Origin of the sequence: Enterobacter sp. I4 (genome assembly GCF_022669095.1) — a bacterium.
Taxonomy (GTDB): domain Bacteria; phylum Pseudomonadota; class Gammaproteobacteria; order Enterobacterales; family Enterobacteriaceae; genus Enterobacter; species Enterobacter pasteurii.
This window is the reverse complement of sequence record NZ_JALBUO010000003.1, coordinates 395,718-415,177: the sequence shown is the minus strand read 5'-3', so window position 1 is coordinate 415,177 and position 19,460 is coordinate 395,718. Positions and strand designations below refer to the sequence as shown.

Sequence of the window (19,460 nt, the reverse complement as noted above, 5' to 3'; positions counted from 1 at the left end):
GGCTGGCAATAATCCAGCTGCGCATGAAGGAATAGACTGGAAAGAGTCTAACAGGCATAACCTGCTTTCCCAGAATCTGAAAGTAGCGGCGAAGATAAAGCCCATCATATACTTTTTTAATCCACGCAAATCAAAATTATTCAATAATTATTGCTTAATGTGTTTTATTTCTTTTTAATGCAAATGAAGGAGGGTAGTGGTAAATCCCCAATAATAAATGAGTTTGTATGTTTTCGAATCGTAATTCTTTTGTTCTCAAAATCAAACAGATCGAACAATAACCCTGCTGATTCATTTTGGGTCATATTATCATCAGGGTGTTTAGAAACTAATATATCAGATAAATAAAAATCACTCTTGTTTCTGCCAAGCACCTTAAAGGTTATGTCGCGATTGACAAGATGTTTATTAATTGGAACGGGTTGCCTGGCTGATACAGATGTTCCAAAGATGCTGATCATGCCTGTTCCTGGGCGGATCTTAACGCTGATTGTACCATTAAAAGTATATTCATGATCCCCTGGAGAGTTCATTTCAACGGCGGCAGTACAATTTACATTATTACTATTCGAGATAAAGCATAAGGTAATAACGGTAAGGATTATTATAAGAGTGATAAAAATAAAACACGTCAAGATTTTATATTTTTTATTCATGAGTAAAAAGGCTCTTACAGGTAGAGATAACTTTAGATATATTATCCTGATAACCACATCGGCTAATAAATAACCGACCTGTTTTATCATAAAGCAGACTGTCTTCAAGTTGTGAGATATAGAAGTTATTAGCGACGCATGGTAACTTATCTTTAGCAATATGTTCAATGGTAACTAATTTAGAACCGATTAAATCCTTCGAGCTTTTATAAAGCGTGTAAACTGAGCAGGAGTCAATTTTTCCGGCCAGATAAAGTTTCGTAGTTTTAATCTCCCCTCTATATAAGTAAAATAAAAGCAAAACAGAGCAAAGTATGATGAATGAAAGCACATTAATATAATGAAAGTATTTAATATCATTTTCTTTCAATAAAGAACTGAGATTATCTTTTGTCATAATTAATGAATTATCGGTATGTTCGGTATGGAAAGAAGCTAACGACTCCGAATGTTCAAGAGGTGTCAAAGGGTTATCCAATGTAGACACAAAAGAAGACGCATCAGTTAAGCTTTCAACTAGCCTGACTTCGACTTTCGTTGTCAGCACAAATCCAGTCCGCGGTATAGTTATCAGAAATTCAGTATTGTCTCCAAGAAGTTGAAAGTTTTTACGGATAAGGGATATGTATTGTGAAAGAGTATTGTTCGAGGCCTTATATCCGTATTCATCCCAGACACTGTTTAAAATTTCGGTGCGAGTTAACGTAGTTCCTTGATATTTAATGAATAGTGATAACAACCGCGAGGCTGTAGCCGGGAGCAGTATTGTATCATTAGTATCAATGTTGGTTAAAGAACACTGAGTATCATCATAAACAACCTTATCATTAAAAATATATAACATAACCTTCTGACCTATATATAGTTGTTGTGCCTACAGTTTGTGTATTTATTGCCCGCCTGTTTAGTAGTGCTACTTTATCATAAGAATAATCTATGTCACTAAGTTAAATAAACAAAGGTGATAATTGTTGATTATTTTTTATATTTTTGGGGAATTTGTGAGTCTTTTTTTATTAATATAGAGATGTTTCGTAAAATTATAATCTTATACTTTTATGTATTTTATATATTCATGGTTTAAATGTCTTTGTTTTTTTATATCACTAGATGTTAATCCCGTATTTTTGCTTTTGTTTAATATAATATTCTGAAAGGGGAGGGGTGATGTAAAATGTGTTACAGCAAGTAACCATTGGTTTAGATCAATCAACGCAGGCGTTGACAACATACACATACATGTTCAGGGCAACACAACCTGGTGGCCAGAAGGGAACGTACGATGCTGATAACGAACAATAGTGGGAAGTCTCGAATGGAGTTCAATGCTGTTTATAACTCAGCATCTATAATGGATGTAACTCCCTTCTTGCAACCGATTGTTAATGTTTTAGATTGCACGCTTGCAGGCGTAGAAATTCTTTGTCGGGTTGAGACAAATAAAGGTTACATCCTAAATCAATTTCAAATAGAAGAACTCGAAGCTCCGGGTCGAGCAGATTTCTACGCCAGGCAATTGTTACTTAAAACAGTTGAGCAACTGAGTCGATATAATGCTATAGGAAATATACCGCAAGGGTTTATTTTCACATTGAACATAACTGCATCACAGATTATGTCAGAAGCGATGAAGAAAGAGATCGTCAGATTTAAACATTGCTTCCCTTCAAATGTTGAAGTGTTGCTTGAGATCGTCGAAAGAAATGTTATGGATTTAACGGAAGGGTTAATCGAATCAATCGCTTTTTATGATTCAATTGGTGTAAAAATTGCTATTGATGATGCAGGGATAAACTCCGCAGCAATGCGATACTTTGGAATCACTAACGTTGCGATGCTGAAACTAGATCGTTCTGTAACTCGTATCACTGAAAAAAACGAATTAATACACAAGAAACTAGTTAACAGTATAGTAAGTCTATCGAGTTTTTGTGATGTAAAAGTTATTGCTGAAGGAGTCGAAAATTCTAACCAGCAACATGCACTTGAAGAGTGTGGCATTTCTTTAATGCAAGGTTTTTATTACTCAAAGCCAGTTCCAGTTAAAGAGTTTTGCATTTTGTTAAGTAAATTTGGAGGCCAGGGATAAGGGTGCGTCTATGCGAAAGAATGTTAAAATCATATCTGACGATTACTATTATATTAGAGGTTTACAGTCTCTATTTAATGGTAAACGATATTTGAATGTTACATGTTATTACCTGTACGATCTGACTCGTGGTGGGTTAATAGATATTTTCCTTACGTCAGCCAGGACTATGGATGATGTTGTTCTTTTAGCCGTGGATGATTTAAATATCATTAAGGAAATATCCTGTATGGAAAACACTAACGTTTTCTATTCTATTCGAACTCTTTGTAAGAAAGATATGGTTCTTTATTACAGGCGTTCTTTAGTGATCGATCGTTACGTTTCTTTAGAACGATTAAAAAGGTTGTTCATTAAAACACCTGCTATTTTATCTAGGACTGAAACATCGCTATCCCACAACGAAGAGTCGGTTCTTTTAGATTACTTTGGTTTAAAACTAGAACAGTTGAGATATTTGCAAGAAAATAATGAAAGAAAAAGAACGAGTTATTACAAACGTTCTGCGTATCAAAAATTTAGAGTGTCTGGAGATGGCGCTGCATATCCTATTGTCAAAGTGTTAAGTCAAATAAGGACTATTGGCTTAGAAAGTGGTTCTTTTGAGAATTTATGAGGTGTTTTATGAATGATGTTTTAATTACAGTTGCGGCTATCTTTTTACTATTATCTTTTGGGGCGGATACTGTATTCGCTTCGCACGATAACGCGAAAACATCTGATCATGTCTCGATAAAAATTGCTAATGAGCTTGATTTAATAGGGCAGCATGAAAACGCCAGAAAGTTATACGATCATTTAAATCATAGTATAGAAGGAAGCAACATGAGTGTGGCTTCTGCAGTTAATTATTATGCGTTAGGTCAGTTAAATGAAGCAAAAAAATCATTTGAAAAAATTAAAAAGGGTAACAATCGCCGTGATGCTGATTACGCCTCATTGTGGTTGATGCTTTTGTCTTCCATTGAGACAGATCATTACGCTGTGGTTGATGATTTTTTCGAGGATCCAATTGATTTGGCTACTTCAAAAATGCTTGCTGGAAAATTAAGTGTATCCATATATATGGATTATATTGGGCAATATTCATTGGAAAATATCGCTCAAAAAAAGGATATTATTACTCAGGCTGTTTTTTTTGCTAGCACTTTATTAGTTCGAGTTAAGCGAGACCATAAAAGTGCTTACGAGATAATCAATTCCAATAAAAGTCGCTTGTACGGTTATTCTTTAGAAAAACCACTGATAGATGGATTGATAGTTGGAATTAAGTAATAAAAGGCATTTGCATTATACCAATATGAATTCAAAAGGAATTAACATGAATAATGTATACAGATTGATATGGAACGCAGAAAAAGGAATGCTGATCCCTGTGAGTGAGTTAACAATGGCCAAAGGGAAAAAAACAACTTTAAATGGTGCTGTTGTTAAGCCAAGCGGATTGAGGCGTTTTCGTATTGGCGCTATTGCAATTGCAGTTATACTAGAAATGTACACCATGCCACAATCTATGGCTTATATTGTCGGTTCAAATGTGGTTGTTCCATTCGCACCTCCGGCAGATGGTGTAGTTTCAATCATCGGTGATGATTTAGATGTATCTGTTGTGAATCAAATCGGGGCTGGGTTTGGGTTTAATGCTCGTCCGGTTACTATTATCGGTAGTAAAAACAGCGTTTCCGCAACTGATGGTAATGACCTAGATATTACAATGATTGGTGGTCGAAATATTAGTGAGAACGGATTTCTATCTACTATAGTAGGTAATGACAATACCTTAAAGGAAAGTAATGAATCTGTGCTGCTTGGTCGAAGTATTACCACGGCAAACTCTATTGGTTCAATATCAATTGGTTCTGGGCGTTTTGCTAATAATACAGCAGTTATAACGAATAATAGTGAGCGCGCTATTAATATAGGGCAAGGTGGTTATATTAGCGATAGTAACGATTCAGTACTATTAGGTGGTTTTGGGAATATAACAAACTCTAATGGAGCTATAGCTTTAGGTTCCGGGAGTACTTTATTAAACGCTAGTAATGCTATTGCTATGGGCGTTGATTCAAAAGTCAGTGCAAATGGGGCTGTGGCCATCGGTTATAATAGTAAGGCGGAATTTGAAAACTCTATCGCTTTAGGGGTCGGATCTAAAACTGACTCAATCATCCAGACTCCTAATATTATAATTCGCGGTGATGTTTATACCATGGCGGGTGGTAATCCAACATCGACAATGAGTATTGGCGATAGTTCGACAGGGCTCACTCGTACCATTACTGGCCTTGCTGCTGGTCGTGTGAACAATAACAGCACTGATGCCATAAATGGTTCGCAGCTTTTCGCTTTTCAAGAAGCAATAGATAAGCTTGCGTTTGATAACAGTTTTATTTTTTTGGATAACGCTGGGAATTCCAACGTTATAGGAAATGGTGGTTCACTACAGTTCAAATCACAGAACAGTAACTTAGAAATTAATAATACAGGTGTCGATGATGCTGGTGTAATGGATATTACACTTAGTAATACTTTGGATCTTACTAACACTGGTAGTTTAGCCGCCGGCAACAGCGTGCTGAACACCGACGGGCTGACCATCGCGAACGGCCCGAGCATCACCACCGGCGGGATTGACGCGGGCGGGAAGGTTATTGGCAACGTGGCGCCGGGCGTCGCGGGCACCGACGCGGTGAACGTCAGCCAGCTGACCGACCAGGGCCGCGACCTGACGGCGAAGGGGCTGAACCTGGCGGGTAATACCGGGACCGGACACCTGAACCTGGGCGACACCCTGAGCGTGCTCGGCGGGGGCAGCACCCCGGGCAGCTACAGCGGGGCAAACCTGAAGACCGATGTCGATGCGGCGGGGAACCTGAACATCACCCTGGCGGACGCACCGAAGTTCGGCAACGTCACTGTTAACGATAATGGCTCTGGAAAAATTACCGGACTTACAGCAGGTACTGCGGATACAGATGCAGTAAACGTTGGTCAGTTGAACAACGCGGTGATCTCAGCAAGCGCAGGCTGGTTCGTTACCGATGAAAACGGAAATAAAGCAAATATTAGTGGAAATGGAGAAGTTAAATTCTCTTCCACAGATAACAATTTGACGGTTGAACAGAATGGTTCCACAAATGCTGGTGACGTTGAGTTTACTCTGAACCGCGACCTGGCGGTGGACTCGGTGAACGCGGGCAACAGCGTGCTGAACACCGACGGCCTGACCATTGCGAACGGCCCGAGCATCACCACCGGCGGCATCGACGCGGGCGGGAAGGTGATCGGCAACGTGGCGCCGGGCGTGGCGGGCACCGACGCGGTGAACGTCAGCCAGCTGGCCGACCAGGGCCGCGACCTGACGGCGAAGGGGCTGAACCTGGCGGGTAATACCGGGACCGGGCACCTGAACCTGGGCGACACCCTGAGCGTGCTCGGCGGGGGCAGCACCGCGGGGAGCTACAGCGGAGATAACCTGGAGACCGAGGTGGATGCGGCGGGGAACCTGAACATCACCCTGGCGGACGCGCCGAAGTTCGGCAACGTCACCATCAACGACGGGGACACTGGCCGCATCAGCGGGGTTGAGGACGGCGTGGACGGCAAGGACGCGGTCAACATGAGCCAGCTCGACGACGTGGCCACGGCGGCGAACGCGGGCTGGAACGTGACGGACGCGGCGGGTAACGCGGCCAACATCGGCCCGGCGGGCGAGGTGAAGTTCACCTCGGCGGACGGCAACCTGGCCGTGGACCAGACCGGGGCGGACGGCGCGGGCGTGATCAGCCTCACCCTGAACCGCGATCTGGATCTGGACTCGGTGACCGCGGGCAACAGCGTGCTGAACACCGACGGCCTGACCATTGTGAACGGCCCGTCCATCACCACCGGCGGCATCGACGCGGGCGGGAAAATAATTGGCAACGTGGCGGCGGGCGTGGCGGGCACCGACGCGGTGAACGTGGACCAGATGACCAGTCTGGGAAGCGACCTGACGACGAAGGGGCTGAACCTGGCAGGGAACGCCGGCAGCGGCCACCTGAACCTGGGCGACACTCTGAATGTACTGGGTGAGGGCAGCACAGCAGGCAGTTACAGTGGTGGAAATATTCGGACAAACGTTGATAGCTTCGGTCATCTCAATATAGAAATTGCAGACTCGCCGAAATTTGGAAATATCACAATTAACGATGGCAACAGAATAACCGGACTGGCTGATGGGCAGAATTTAGATGATGCCGTTAACCTGGGTCAGCTAAATGAAGTCGCTGCAAGCGCAGGTGGTAGCTGGAATATCCGTGATGCAAATGACCTTGGTTATGCGGCATCTTATGAGGTTAATTCAGGTGATACTGTTACATTTGCTTCAGCAGATGAAGATCCAACAGATCTTTCCGGCAATTTAACAGTGCAACATAAGAACGGTACGGTTACATACGATCTCAATGAAGATCTTGTCCTGAGTTCAGTAACGACGGGACAAAGTGTTCTGACTAACGATGGATTGACGGTCGGTCGCAATGTAATGCTTGGAAATACCGGTCTCGTCATTAATGGCGGTCCAAGTATAACAGTGAACGGTATTGATGCGGGAGGTAAAAAAATTACTCATGTTGCAGCTGGTACTGATGCTACAGATGCTGTCAATGTCAGCCAGTTAAAGGATTATGGTGATGTCATTATCAACAACATCTATAACACAGGGATGAAGTATTTCCATACCAATTCGACATTAGCGGATTCTCAAGCTACTGGAACAGACTCTGTAGCTATTGGCCCTAATGCCGTTGCGTCTGGTGATAATTCAATTGCAAGTGGCAATGGTGCTATTTCATCAGGCTCAGGCGCGTTGGCAAACGGACATAATGCCGAGGCCACAGGAAATGCTTCAGTATCTATAGGTGAAAATTCAACTTCTAAGGCTGAAAATTCCGTTGCACTGGGTTCTGGTGCTGTTGTGACTGAGAATGGTAAAAACTCGGTGGCGCTGGGGGCTGGCTCTGTTGCTGACCGTGAAAATACGGTTTCCGTTGGCAGTGAGGGGAATGAAAGACAGATTACGAACGTAGCCGCTGGGGAAAAAGAGACAGATGCTGTAAACGTTGGCCAGTTAAATGGCGTCCGCGATGAAATCACTAATATTGGCGGTACGATCACTAATATTAGTGAAGGTAAGGATGGAATGTTCCAGGTAAATAATACCAGTAATAATTCCAGACCTAATCCATCAGGAAAGGATTCACTCGCTGGCGGCGCAGGCGCAAAAGCGTCAGGTAATAACAGTATGTCAGTGGGGACTAATTCTTCTGCATCAGGCGAAAATAGCGTTGCATTAGGTAATGGCTCTTCCTCAAAATCGCAAAACTCAGTTTCATTGGGGGCAAATTCTATCGCCGACCGTGATAACTCTGTTTCTGTAGGTTCCATTGGGGCGGAACGTCAAATTACTAATGTTGCGGCAGGTGAGGCACCTACTGATGCAGTAAATGTATCCCAACTGAATGATGCTGTTGGCACGATTAATCAGAATACGAACAATAAGTTCGGACAGCTGAAAAATATGGTCGAGAAGCAGGGACGTAAAATGAGCGCTGGCGTAGCTGGAGCAATGGCTATGGCTGGTTTACCGCAACCTTATTCGCCGGGTGCAAGTATGGTGGCTATGGGGGGAGGAACATTCCAGGGAGAATCAGCTGTGGCATTAGGTGTTTCTGTTATTTCTGATAACGGAAAATGGGTTACCAAACTGTCGGGTAGCTCAAGCTCGCAGGGTGATTATGGTGTCAACGTAGGCGTCGGTTACCAGTGGTGATCTGATTGTTCTGACCAGGCCGGGTGTCTAACCCGGCTTGGTAAAACTGAGATAAATATATTATGACTAAGAAAAAAAACCTTTTTTCTCATTGGCCGCTTTTGGCTGTTATTCTGGTGGCCGGCTGTACCAGAACATTGAGTGAAGTTAGTGATTCTGGAAAAACAGGATCACCAAAATTTCCTCAAATGATATCCGCTGTTAGGGAGGAAGGTTCCTATGTTTCATTAGAAAATCTGTTGCTTGTAAGAGATAATATGACGAAGGCGCAGATTTACGAACTAATGGGGGCGCCTCATTTTCATGAGGGAGTTTTATTTGTAAAAGAGTGGGATTATATACTTCATTTTAATGCTCCTGGTGGGAGAGTAATGACATGCCAATACAAAATCACTTTTGATGATAAAATGAAAGCTCGTGGTTTTTATTTTAAGCCGGAAGACTGTCTTGCAAAATTAACGCCATCAGCCAAGACAAACAAAGTAGCGCTACATAAGGATTTAAGTGCAGAGTCATTATTCGCATTTGGAAGTGCTAGTCTAAATATAGCTGGCTCGGGTAAAATAGAAGCACTTGCTAAGGAAATATTAGAACTCAATCCTGATTTTAAAAGGCAAAATGTTATTGTTACTGGTTATACAGATCGTTTTGGCGGTTCGGCTGAAAACGAAACATTATCTTATAAACGAGCAATAGCTGTAAAATCACTACTGGTTAAAAATGGTATTCCTTCTAAAGCTGTAAAAGCATATGGAATGGGGGAGAACAATGCCATTAAATATTGCGCGGGTCCAAAAACACTAGCCGTTGTGGAGTGTCTGGCCCCAAACCGCCGAGTTACTGTTGAACTAAACTAATAAGGGATTATAAATGAGTGAATTCAATAAGATCATGATTGCAGCGGGATTGGGAATCCTCTGCTCATCAAATGTAGTGTTAGGTGCTCCGCAGGAGGCAGCAAAAACGCTATCGATTCCTTCATATAATATTATTGCAGAAACGCTTATTCGTATGACTCCGAGTGTAAATGGGAAGCGAAATGATGTGTTAATGCAGGAGATATGCGCTATTGCTCAGGGAGCAAAAAATAAAGATGACGTTGTTAATTCTTTAAAAGGTGAGAAAGTAGATCGCAGTACTGCCGTGCTTTTAAAAAGTGATTTGAGAAGCCAGCAATCGATCTGTACTGCCTGGATGGCTTCAACGCTGTTCGATACAGTTAATACCTCAGCCTGGATGATGCCAGTAAAATCTGAGAGTGTTAAGAAACCGTCAGATTCTGAAAGCTGGAAATTCTGGAAGAAAAAAGAAGCAGCAGAAGAAACAAAGCAGGAACAACATCAACTGGATCAGCAACGATTTTTCCGTAGTGCACAGTCTCGTCTCAATATTGCACAAGCTGATGCTGAATTGTTCGGAGTGATTGCTGCAAATATGGAAGTATCGAAGGATATTAGCACTTTTTCTGGCTGGCAGCAAAAAGTCGCCCAAATTGTTACCGAGCACGCACCGTCTTATCTGAATAAGATAAAATTACTTACGTCTGCTTCGAATAATAACCATTTCGTTAGTTTTGTAGTAAAAGATAATTCTTTCGCTGTACTCGATTCTAACGGTTATGAACTATCCCAGGCAGGGAGTGTGCCGTTGTTAAGAGTCAGAGGTGTTGACTGGTTAGGTAATGGTAAGATTTTAGGTAAAGAATATTTTGTAAGTGTGAATATTAAATAATAAAAAATGTGGCATCTCTTAACTTTAAGAGATGCCAGCAAACAGAAAGCTTTCTTATTTAGAGTTATAGTCTTTAAGTAAGGGTCTTTTATAATAAAAAATCTCAAAGGGTTTATTTTGTGTGTGAAATAGAAAAAGTTGCATGCGCAAGCAAAGATGAGTCTTTATACCATATTTTCTCTCAGGTTAGTCCAGAGATCTTCCGTGAATTTTTATTGGAAAGGGAGGCCAGTAAGGTATGTTTATCATGTGGGATAAACAAGTTATATATACCTACCAGAGAAATGGAAGGTGGTAAGGGGCATTATGTATGGTATCAGTCAATTAATCATGCATTTGATATGACTCCAGACAATGCAGAATATCTCACTGTTTGCACGCATTGTGGTTACATCAGCCGATATCACAGTATGATTGTTTTTGACTGGATGGCAAAACTGCAGAAAAAGGAGAGTGGGGATGGCTAACGACATAATAATCCAGTGGCAAATGTTATTCCCAGATAATGAGGGCGAGGATTGCTTAAATAACCCTAAGGGTACAGATAATATCAAACGTGACGAAGAATCTTCAGATAAATGTCTGGAGGCTTTATCTCTGGTCACTGAAGAACTGTTTTACTTGCAACAACTAGTTTCTGAGGTAGTGACTAAAAAGGATTTACATGAGTCACTTAAATGCCACAAAAAGAAAGGTACAAAAGTACTAGTTGTATTTTTTATCATTGTTGTGATTTTGGGTCTGGTAGTTAGCATTTTTTAGACTAATTATTAAATTATTGAGAGAGCGCTATGATTGATGCAGAATATGAACCAAAACAAGTTATCGATGCGGGCATTGCATTGCAAAGTGAAGGACGAAACGTTACAGGCTTTGCACTCCGTAATCGAATTGGAGGTGGAAATCCGGGAACATTGAAGCAAGTTTGGGATGAATATCAGACATCACATTCGAGTATAAATGTAAATAGTGGTGATGGTCTCCCCGTAGAAGTAGCTGAGGAAGTTAAAACCGTAGCAGCATCCCTTACTGAACGTATCGTTCATTTGGCAACTGAATTAAACAACAAAGCTGTACGAGCAGCAGAGCGGCGAGTATCAGAGGTCACCCGAGCTGCCGGAGAACAAACGGCACAAGCAGAACGTGAGCTCGCTGATGCTGCGCAGACAGTTGAAGAGCTTGAAGAAAAACTTCGGGAAGCTTTTTCTGAAAATACCTGGCTAGCGCAATCTCTTGAATCTGAGAGACTTTTGTCCCGTCAACGCGGTATGGAAATTAATCAACTCAAAGAAAGAGTTCAGGCTCAGGATCAAACAATACGACAGCGCGAAGAAACTACAGAAAAATTAGTAAGCGGCATTCAGGAGTCACTGCGTTCTGTTGAACAAACGCTGCAACAGGAAAGACAATCATATGAAAATAATTTGACTGGGATGCGACTTCGCCTGGACCAGGCTGCAGAGAAAGAGAGACAACTTACTTCAGAATTGAAACGAGCAAGAAATGAACAGGTTACTTTAGCTGCAAAGCTTGAATCGCATGAAAGCATAGCTAAAGAACAAATTCATAAGCTAAATCAAGAATTGGCTCGCTCTCAGGAAAAAGCAAACAAGCTGGAGCTTTCACGTGCTGAAGCTCGTAAAGAGGTTTCAGATGTTCGCGAGCAGTTGGCTTTTATACGACGTTCACAGATTGCAGATGATTCCCCTAAAGCCAAAGTCTCATATGAGCAAAAGGCAATGCTGTGGGAAGCTCAAACGAGTAATTAAAATTTTTGATATAAAAGCATGCGTTAATAAACAAATCCCTTTTTATTAATTCGAAAGAACAAGTGAATTTTTCACTTGTTCTTACCTGCTCGACCCTGCGGGCTTAAAGATCACACCTATTCTGAACAGAATTGCGCTCTATGTGGTTAACCGCTCGTTCCCGTTCTTGAATCCAGATAACAAGCTCCGCAAACTGGGTTTCGGAAAATACCGCAATACCATGATCGGAGAGCAGTGATGCCGCCACTCCCATACCCGATTTAAGCTGGTTGCTGAAAGAACCGTTATAGATAAACTGACTTCCGCACGTTGGGCTACCATCAGTTAACAATGCTGCTGCACATCCTGATTCTCGTGCTGCTCGCAGAGCCAGCCAGGCTGCAAGCTGATAATGAGCAGTTACATCCGTTCCAGTATTTTCAATTATTCTGGCTTGTCCGCACATTACGTCTCTACCATCGGCCGACACAATCTCTGCAGGTGGTCTCGGGACGGGTAGCCCGGCAGCTAGCTCAGGGCAGTGAATCACCAGGCGCTGCTCCTGTTGCCAGAGAGCAAGTTGTTGACTTATCTGCGCTTTCTCTTTTCCGTTATAACGGACTTTAAGCCCCATCAGGCAGGCACTGACCAGAATTTTATTCATCATTTTATTTGAATGTTCAGAAGAGAACGCTAAGGATTGTAACACCTTGCCTTACGATTTTGTATTGCAGGGCTGATACGTGCCGGGTGCCGGTAACTCCACGCATCTTCGACCGGTAGCTTTCATGCTACTTGAGCCGACAAAATCTTTTGCCGGGTCAACGGTGGCGAACCGTTAAATAACTTCGACAATTACCGCAATAGCTTGACCCCGCCAATGCACTGGGCTGCTGGAACTGGCTCCAGTCCCATCATGCTGGCGTTAACGCCAGCCGATGCCCAGCTCTTAAGCCGTACCCGTGGGATAATGCCCGGCGCGCGTGCGGCGTTTTAGTACATCAGCACCAGTGAGCCGGTCCCGATCGCGGCGATCGCATTTTTATTGCGCCGCTCACAAAAAACGATCCTCCCCTTTGATCGACATTTCATCTTCGCCTATATGACTAGTCATGAGATTTTAAATGACTAGTCATATAGGGAGAGAGCATGAACAAATTGCTGCCGGCCAACTTTTTATGGGGCAACTCGGTATCCAGCATGCAGACGGAAGGGGCCTGGAATGAGGGCGGAAAGGGAATGTCGGTCTACGACATCCGCGAGGCGGGAGAAAACATCTCCGACTGGAAAGTGGCAACGGATTCCTACCACCGGTACCGGGAAGATTTCGACCTGATGCAGGATCTGGGCATGAACTGCTACCGTTTCCAGATTTCCTGGAGCCGGGTCTGTCCGCAGGGCGACGGCGAGTTCAACGAGGAAGGCATTGCCTTTTACGACCGCTTTATCGACGATCTGATCGCCCGCGGTATAGAGCCGATGATCTGCCTGTACCATTTCGATATGCCGCTGGCGCTGGCGCAGGAGTACAACGGCTTTAACGATCGCCGCGTGGTGGAGGCCTTTATCCGCTACGGCAAAAAGATGATCGACTGCTTCGGCGACCGCGTGAAGTACTGGCTGACCTTCAACGAGCAGAACATTTTCCATATGCCGGAAGCCTTCCGCATCTCCGGCTATATGAAAGGGGAGCAAACCCTGCGCGAGCTGTATGAGCTCCAGCACCATGCGATGGTGGCGCACATGGCGTTAACCGAATACCTGCACCAGACAAAGCCGGGCCAGCTGATGGGCGGCATGCTGGCGCACCAGCTGGTTTACCCGGCCACCTGCAAACCGCGCGATATCTTCTGCGCCCTGCAGTACGACGAATTTCTCAACCAGAACCTGCTGCGCGTCTTTGCCGGCCAGGGCTACAGCCCGGCGGTCATGGCGGTGGTGGAGCAGGAAGGGTTCGGCGATATCTACCGTGCTGAGGATCTTGCGCTGTTCGCGAGAACCAAAAACGACTTTATGGCCTTCAGCTACTATGCCAGCAAAACGCTCGACAGCGATGCGATCCCGGACGGCACGCCGGTGAACTATTACCTGCTGCACGGCGAGAAAAATAACCCGTACCTGAAAGCCACAGAGTGGAACTGGCAGATCGATCCGCTGGGCTTTCGCACCATTATCACCCGCTACGCCAACGACTGGCGGATGCCGGTGTTCCCGATTGAAAACGGGATCGGGGTGATTGAATCCTGGGACGGCGTAAACCCGATCGACGACACCTACCGCATTGACTATCACCGGGCGCATATCGAGGCCATGAAGGCCGCCATGTTCGAGGATGGGGCTGAAGTCATGGGCTATCTCGGCTGGGGGTTGATCGACATTCTCAGTTCGCAGGGGGACATGCGTAAGCGCTACGGCGTGGTCTACGTCAACCGCGAAAACCATGACCTGAAAGATCTCAAGCGCGTGCCGAAGAAAAGCTACGCGTGGTTAAAACAGGTCATCCATACCAACGGACGCGAGATGTAAGCCGTACGCTGCCGGGCCGTTTTTGTGACTGATTGATGGGAACTCTCCGCTATGTCTGAAACAAAAATCACACCGCACATGCAGTCTTTTGTCGATAAATTTGTAGCGTTCTCGGCGCGCCTGGCAAACCAGGTGCACCTTCGCTCCCTGCGCGACGCCTTCGCCACGGTAATGCCGATTTTCATCCTCGCCGGCCTGGCGGTGCTGGTGAACAACGTGGTCTTCCCGTGGCTTTTTGAAGGCGACACGCTGGTGAGATTTAAGGTGTGGGGCGAGGCGATAGTCAACGGCACGCTGAATATCGCCGCGCTGCTGCTGGCGCCGATGATTGCCTGGTCGCTGGCGCGCAACAAAGATTTCGACAATCCGGTCTCGGCAGTGGTTATCGCCGTCAGCAGCTTTATCATTATGATGCCGATGCGCGTCCCGCTTACGCCCGTCGGCAGCGACGCCGCGGTAAACGTCACGCAGGTGCTGACCTTCGCCAATATCGGCTCCACCGGCATTTTCGCCGGCGTGCTGATTGGGCTGCTTTCAACCGAGCTGTTTATCGCCATTTCGCGGCTCAGGGTGCTGCATATCTCGCTGGGAGAGAACGTGCCGCCGGCGGTCAGCCAGTCCTTCACCGCGCTGATCCCGACTATACTTACGCTGTCGCTGTTTGCGGTGCTGGCGGCGCTGCTGGCAAACGTGCTGCACACGGATCTGATCCACCTCATTACCACGTTTATTCAGCAGCCGCTGCGGCTGATTAACACCAGCCTGCCGGGGACGATTTTTATCTACAGCTTCGGCAACTTCCTGTTTACGCTCGGCATTCACCAGTCGGTGGTCAACAGCGTGGTGCTGGAGCCGTTTCTGCTGATTAACACCAACGAAAACATGCTGGCCTTTGCCGGTGGTCAGCCGATCCCGCACATCATCAACAGTATCTTCGTTCCGACCTTTGGCATGGTGGGCGGAACGGGCAGTACCATCTCGCTGCTGATTGCTATCTTCATCTTCTCGCGGCAGCGGTCGGCGAAGCAGGTGGCGCGTCTGTCGCTGGCGCCGGGCCTGTTTAACATCAACGAGCCGGTGATTTTCGGCCTGCCGATTGTCTTTAACCTGCCGCTGATGATCCCGTTTGTGCTGCTGCCCGCCATCGGCATTTACTTCGCCTGGCTCTGTACCACGCTTGGGCTGATGTCGCGCTGCGTGGTGATGATCCCGTGGACAACCCCGCCGCTCCTCAGCGCCTGGCTGGCGACGGCGGGGGACTGGCGCGCCGTGGTGGTGCAGTTGGCAATCATCGTATTTGGTGTATTCTTCTACCTGCCTTTCCTCAACGTTGCCGAGCGAGTGGCCCTGAAAAACAGCGGGACAGAAAACTAATCATAAGGAAGGACGATGGCGGCGAAGTACATCACCATAGCGCGGGAAATTAAGAAACGGATTATCAGCCAGCAGTACGCCGCCAATGAACCGCTGCCGGACCAGTTTGCGCTGGCGGCGGAGTTCAGCACCAGCCGGATGACCATTCAGCAGGCGATGCGCCAGCTGATCGTTGAAGGGCTGGTGTATACCCGCCAGGGGCAGGGCACGTTTATCCGCAAAAACTTCCTTCAGCTGTCGCAGTGGGATCTCTCCGGCAGCGACTACTTCGGCGCAACCAAAACCTGGGAGCATCTGGGCACGGTGAGCAGTCAGGTGGTGCACTTTGAGCTGCGCTTCCCGAACGAGAAAGAGCAGGCGTCGCTGATGATTAACCCGGATACGCCGGTATACGATTTTATCCGTCTGCGCTTGCTGAACGGCGAGCCGATGTCGCTTGATTCCACCGTGATGCCGCTCAGCCTGGTGCCCGGCCTGAATAAAACCCATCTTGAGGGTTCGGTGTTCCGGTATGTTCAGGAGACGCTGGGGCTGAAGATCATGGGGTCGTATCGCGTGGTGCGGGCGCTGAAGCCCAGCGCGCTGGATATGCAGCATCTTGTCTGCGAGCAAACCGATCCGGTGCTGGAGGTGGAGCAGGTGATCTATCTGGAAGATGGCACGCCGCTGGAGTACGCGCACTGTCACTATCGTTACGACCACGGCGGCATCGTTATCGTCAATAACGGATAAAAAAAAGCGGGCATCGAAGCCCGCTTTTTCGTTGTGTCGTTATCAGTTCAAACGCACAGGCATACCGGAACGGTTCTGAATCGCCTGGTCAACGACCGTCGTTTCTACATCCGCCTGAGAGGTAACGGACTGCACCGCGCTGGTCAGCTTAATCGGTACGATTTCGTTGTTGTTGATCTGCTCTTCGCTGGTGGACAGCGGGTTGTGCACTTCAATGTAACGGCTGCCGTCAGGCTCTGACGTCGCCTTCACCGGTTCGTTGATGAACTGCACGCGCGTGCCGACCGGCACGTTTTCGAACAGGAATTTGATGTCTTCGTTACGCAGACGCACGCAGCCGTGGCTTACGCGCAGGCCGATACCGAAGTTGGCGTTGGTCCCGTGAATCGCATACAGACGGCCAATGTACAGCGCGTACAGGCCCATCGGGTTATCCGGGCCGGCAGGCACAACTGCCGGGAGCGGCTCGCCCGCAGCGATGTACTCGGCGTGCATTTTGGCCGTTGGCGTCCAGGTTGGGCCCGCTTTCTTACGCTCAACTTTGGTGGTCCAGTTCAGCGGGGTATCTTTGCCCAGCTGGCCGATACCGATTGGCAGTACGATCACGGTGTTGGTGCCTTTCGGGTAGTAATACAGACGCATTTCGGCGCTGTTAATCACGATACCTTCGTGCACGGTGTCCGGCAGGATCAGCTGCTGTGGGATGTTGAGCACGGTTCCCGCTTTCGGCAGATACGGGTCAACGCCCGGGTTAGCTTCCATCATGTTAGACAGGCCGAGCTGGTACTGCGCCGCAAAGTACTCCAGCGGCTGCGTGTTGCCTTCCGGTACCGTCACCACCTGGTTTTCACCCACCAGACGGCTACCGTCCGTAGGCAGGGGATACGTCACCGCAGAAGCGGTCTTACAAAAACCTACTACGGCTAACGCCGCCGCAAAAAGCGTTGTTAATTTCATGTTCATGATATGCGAGGTATCTAAGCCATTCCGGCGATGAGTTGATAAGACTGAATCTGTAATGGGAGCGCATTATATGTGCATTCCCGCTAACAGTGAATTCAGATGTGTACGAAATCACATTTTTTTCGAATTTGTTAAAGTTTAGTGGATTGCCGCAACACGGGATCTCAATTCGGAATTGTGGCATAATGCCGCGTTTATCACACTTTTCGCAGGAATCTCTCCGTGTTAGTTACCAGCAACGTCACTATGCAGTTTGGCAGTAAGCCGCTGTTCGAAAATATTTCCGTCAAATTTGGCGGCGGCAACCGTTACGGCCTGATTGGTGCCAACGGTAGCGGAAAATCCACCTTTATGAAGATCCTCGGCGGCGATTTAGAGCCGACGCTGGGCAACGTGTCGCTCGATCCGAACGAGCGCATCGGTAAGCTGCGTCAGGATCAGTTCGCCTTCGAAGAGTTCACCGTGCTCGACACCGTGATCATGGGGCACGCGGAGCTGTGGGAAGTGAAGCAGGAGCGCGATCGTATCTACGGTCTCGCTGAAATGAGCGAAGAAGACGGCTATAAAGTGGCCGATCTGGAGACCCAGTACGGCGAGATGGACGGCTACTCCGCGGAAGCGCGTGCGGGCGAACTGCTGCTGGGCGTGGGCATTCCGGTCGAACAGCATTACGGCCCGATGAGCGAAGTCGCGCCAGGCTGGAAGCTGCGCGTGCTGCTGGCCCAGGCGCTGTTCTCTAACCCGGACATCCTGCTGCTTGACGAACCAACGAACAACCTGGACATCGACACCATCCGCTGGCTGGAGCAGACGCTGAACGATCGCGACAGCACCATGATCATCATCTCGCACGACCGTCACTTCCTGAACATGGTTTGTACCCACATGGCGGATCTGGACTACGGCGAACTGCGCGTTTACCCGGGCAACTACGACGAATACATGACGGCGGCAACCCAGGCGCGTGAACGTCTGCTGGCCGACAACGCCAAGAAGAAAGCGCAGATTGCCGACCTGCAATCCTTCGTCAGCCGCTTTAGCGCCAACGCCTCTAAATCGCGTCAGGCCACCTCGCGCGCCCGTCAGATCGACAAAATCAAGCTGGAAGAAGTTAAAGCCTCCAGCCGTCAAAACCCGTTCATCCGCTTCGAGCAGGACAAGAAACTGTTCCGTAACGCGCTGGAAGTGGAAGCCCTTACCAAAGGCTTCGATGAGGGTCCGCTGTTTAAAAACTTCAACCTGCTGCTGGAAGTGGGCGAGAAGATTGCCATTCTGGGCGCCAACGGCGTGGGTAAATCCACCATGCTGAAAACCCTGGTCGGCGAACTGCAGCCGGACAACGGTACCGTGAAGTGGTCTGAAAACGCGCAGATTGGTTACTACGCGCAGGACCATGAATACGAATTCGAAAACGATCTCACCGTCTTCGACTGGATGAGCCAGTGGAAGCAGGAAGGCGACGACGAGCAGGCGGTGCGCAGTATTCTTGGGCGCCTGCTGTTCAGCCAGGACGACATCAAGAAGCCTGCTAAAGTGCTCTCCGGTGGAGAGAAGGGCCGTATGCTGTTCGGCAAGCTGATGATGGAAAAACCGAACATCCTGGTGATGGACGAACCAACCAACCACCTGGATATGGAATCTATCGAATCGCTGAACATGGCGCTGGAGATGTATCAGGGCACCCTGATCTTCGTTTCCCACGACCGTGAGTTCGTCAGCTCGCTGGCGACCCGCGTGATTGAAATTACGCCAGAGCGCGTAGTGGACTTCACCGGTAACTACGAAGATTATCTGCGCAGCAAAGGTATTGAGAGTTAAAAAAAACCGGG

The 19,460-nt window shown here is 47.1% G+C and carries 17 protein-coding genes; 13 read left to right on the top strand and 4 right to left on the bottom strand.

Annotation, left to right across the window (positions count from 1 at the left end; translation table 11 throughout):
- Nucleotides 1-164: 164 nt before the first annotated feature.
- Both MOQ06_RS21205 and MOQ06_RS21200 read right to left on the bottom strand, forming a co-directional pair.
- Nucleotides 165-461, bottom strand: a complete 297-nt coding sequence (locus MOQ06_RS21205; RefSeq protein ID WP_242174722.1) for a hypothetical protein — start codon at nucleotides 459-461, stop codon at nucleotides 165-167.
- Nucleotides 462-648: 187 nt separating this feature from the next.
- Complete coding sequence (locus MOQ06_RS21200; protein WP_148420730.1) at nucleotides 649-1,500, bottom strand: winged helix-turn-helix domain-containing protein; 852 nt, start codon at nucleotides 1,498-1,500, stop codon at nucleotides 649-651.
- Nucleotides 1,501-1,938: 438 nt separating this feature from the next.
- Here MOQ06_RS21200 and MOQ06_RS21195 point away from each other — a divergent pair, with 438 nt between their 5' ends.
- The 9 genes from MOQ06_RS21195 to MOQ06_RS21155 all read left to right on the top strand — a co-directional run bounded on the left by MOQ06_RS21195 (nucleotide 1,939) and on the right by MOQ06_RS21155 (nucleotide 12,057).
- The gene (locus tag MOQ06_RS21195) at nucleotides 1,939-2,745 is read left to right on the top strand and encodes an EAL domain-containing protein (RefSeq protein WP_242174720.1); all 807 of its coding nucleotides are present in this window, start codon (nucleotides 1,939-1,941) and stop codon (nucleotides 2,743-2,745) included.
- Between the two features lie 10 nt (nucleotides 2,746-2,755).
- Nucleotides 2,756-3,361, top strand: a complete 606-nt coding sequence (locus MOQ06_RS21190; protein ID WP_242174718.1) for a hypothetical protein — start codon at nucleotides 2,756-2,758, stop codon at nucleotides 3,359-3,361.
- 8 nt (nucleotides 3,362-3,369) lie between these two features.
- The gene (locus tag MOQ06_RS21185) at nucleotides 3,370-4,020 is read left to right on the top strand and encodes a hypothetical protein (RefSeq protein WP_242174717.1); all 651 of its coding nucleotides are present in this window, start codon (nucleotides 3,370-3,372) and stop codon (nucleotides 4,018-4,020) included.
- Between the two features lie 46 nt (nucleotides 4,021-4,066).
- On the top strand, nucleotides 4,067-8,557 hold the full coding sequence (locus MOQ06_RS21180) for a YadA-like family protein (RefSeq protein ID WP_242174716.1): 4,491 nt from the start codon (nucleotides 4,067-4,069) through the stop codon (nucleotides 8,555-8,557).
- A 62-nt stretch (nucleotides 8,558-8,619) separates the two neighbouring features.
- Nucleotides 8,620-9,414, top strand: coding sequence for an OmpA family protein (locus tag MOQ06_RS21175; RefSeq protein ID WP_242174715.1), 795 nt, complete (start codon nucleotides 8,620-8,622; stop codon nucleotides 9,412-9,414).
- Between the two features lie 13 nt (nucleotides 9,415-9,427).
- The gene (locus tag MOQ06_RS21170; protein WP_242174714.1) at nucleotides 9,428-10,288 is read left to right on the top strand and encodes a hypothetical protein; all 861 of its coding nucleotides are present in this window, start codon (nucleotides 9,428-9,430) and stop codon (nucleotides 10,286-10,288) included.
- Between the two features lie 119 nt (nucleotides 10,289-10,407).
- Nucleotides 10,408-10,755, top strand: coding sequence for a hypothetical protein (locus tag MOQ06_RS21165; RefSeq protein WP_242174713.1), 348 nt, complete (start codon nucleotides 10,408-10,410; stop codon nucleotides 10,753-10,755).
- Nucleotides 10,748-11,050, top strand: a complete 303-nt coding sequence (locus MOQ06_RS21160; RefSeq protein WP_242174712.1) for a hypothetical protein — start codon at nucleotides 10,748-10,750, stop codon at nucleotides 11,048-11,050. Before MOQ06_RS21165 ends, MOQ06_RS21160 begins: the two co-directional genes overlap by 8 nt.
- Before the next feature lie 29 nt (nucleotides 11,051-11,079).
- Nucleotides 11,080-12,057: a DNA-binding protein gene (locus MOQ06_RS21155; RefSeq protein ID WP_242174711.1), complete on the top strand. Its 978-nt coding sequence runs from the start codon at nucleotides 11,080-11,082 to the stop codon at nucleotides 12,055-12,057.
- Nucleotides 12,058-12,160: 103 nt separating this feature from the next.
- Here MOQ06_RS21155 and MOQ06_RS21150 read toward each other — a convergent pair whose 3' ends face one another.
- Nucleotides 12,161-12,703 carry a DUF523 domain-containing protein gene (locus MOQ06_RS21150; protein ID WP_242174710.1) on the bottom strand — a complete coding sequence of 181 codons (543 nt, stop codon included), beginning with the start codon at nucleotides 12,701-12,703 and terminating at the stop codon, nucleotides 12,161-12,163.
- 482 nt (nucleotides 12,704-13,185) lie between these two features.
- Between MOQ06_RS21150 and MOQ06_RS21145 the strand changes: the two genes are divergently transcribed.
- Genes MOQ06_RS21145 through MOQ06_RS21135 form a run of 3 tightly spaced genes read left to right on the top strand, consistent with a single transcriptional unit; the run spans nucleotide 13,186 to nucleotide 16,668 of the window.
- Nucleotides 13,186-14,562 (top strand): glycoside hydrolase family 1 protein, encoded by a 1,377-nt coding sequence (locus tag MOQ06_RS21145; RefSeq protein WP_242174708.1) that lies wholly within the window; start codon nucleotides 13,186-13,188, stop codon nucleotides 14,560-14,562.
- Between the two features lie 51 nt (nucleotides 14,563-14,613).
- Complete coding sequence (locus MOQ06_RS21140; RefSeq protein WP_193356601.1) at nucleotides 14,614-15,936, top strand: PTS transporter subunit EIIC; 1,323 nt, start codon at nucleotides 14,614-14,616, stop codon at nucleotides 15,934-15,936.
- A 15-nt stretch (nucleotides 15,937-15,951) separates the two neighbouring features.
- Nucleotides 15,952-16,668, top strand: coding sequence for a GntR family transcriptional regulator (locus MOQ06_RS21135; protein ID WP_242174706.1), 717 nt, complete (start codon nucleotides 15,952-15,954; stop codon nucleotides 16,666-16,668).
- 42 nt (nucleotides 16,669-16,710) lie between these two features.
- On the opposite strand, the gene ldtB is transcribed toward MOQ06_RS21135, so the two are convergent.
- Nucleotides 16,711-17,631 (bottom strand): L,D-transpeptidase, encoded by a 921-nt coding sequence (ldtB, locus tag MOQ06_RS21130; RefSeq protein WP_148418676.1) that lies wholly within the window; start codon nucleotides 17,629-17,631, stop codon nucleotides 16,711-16,713.
- A gap of 222 nt (nucleotides 17,632-17,853) precedes the next feature.
- On the opposite strand from ldtB, the gene MOQ06_RS21125 reads away from it, so the two are divergent.
- Complete coding sequence (locus MOQ06_RS21125) at nucleotides 17,854-19,449, top strand: ABC-F family ATPase (protein ID WP_003858434.1); 1,596 nt, start codon at nucleotides 17,854-17,856, stop codon at nucleotides 19,447-19,449.
- The last annotated feature ends 11 nt before the right edge of the window (nucleotides 19,450-19,460 follow it).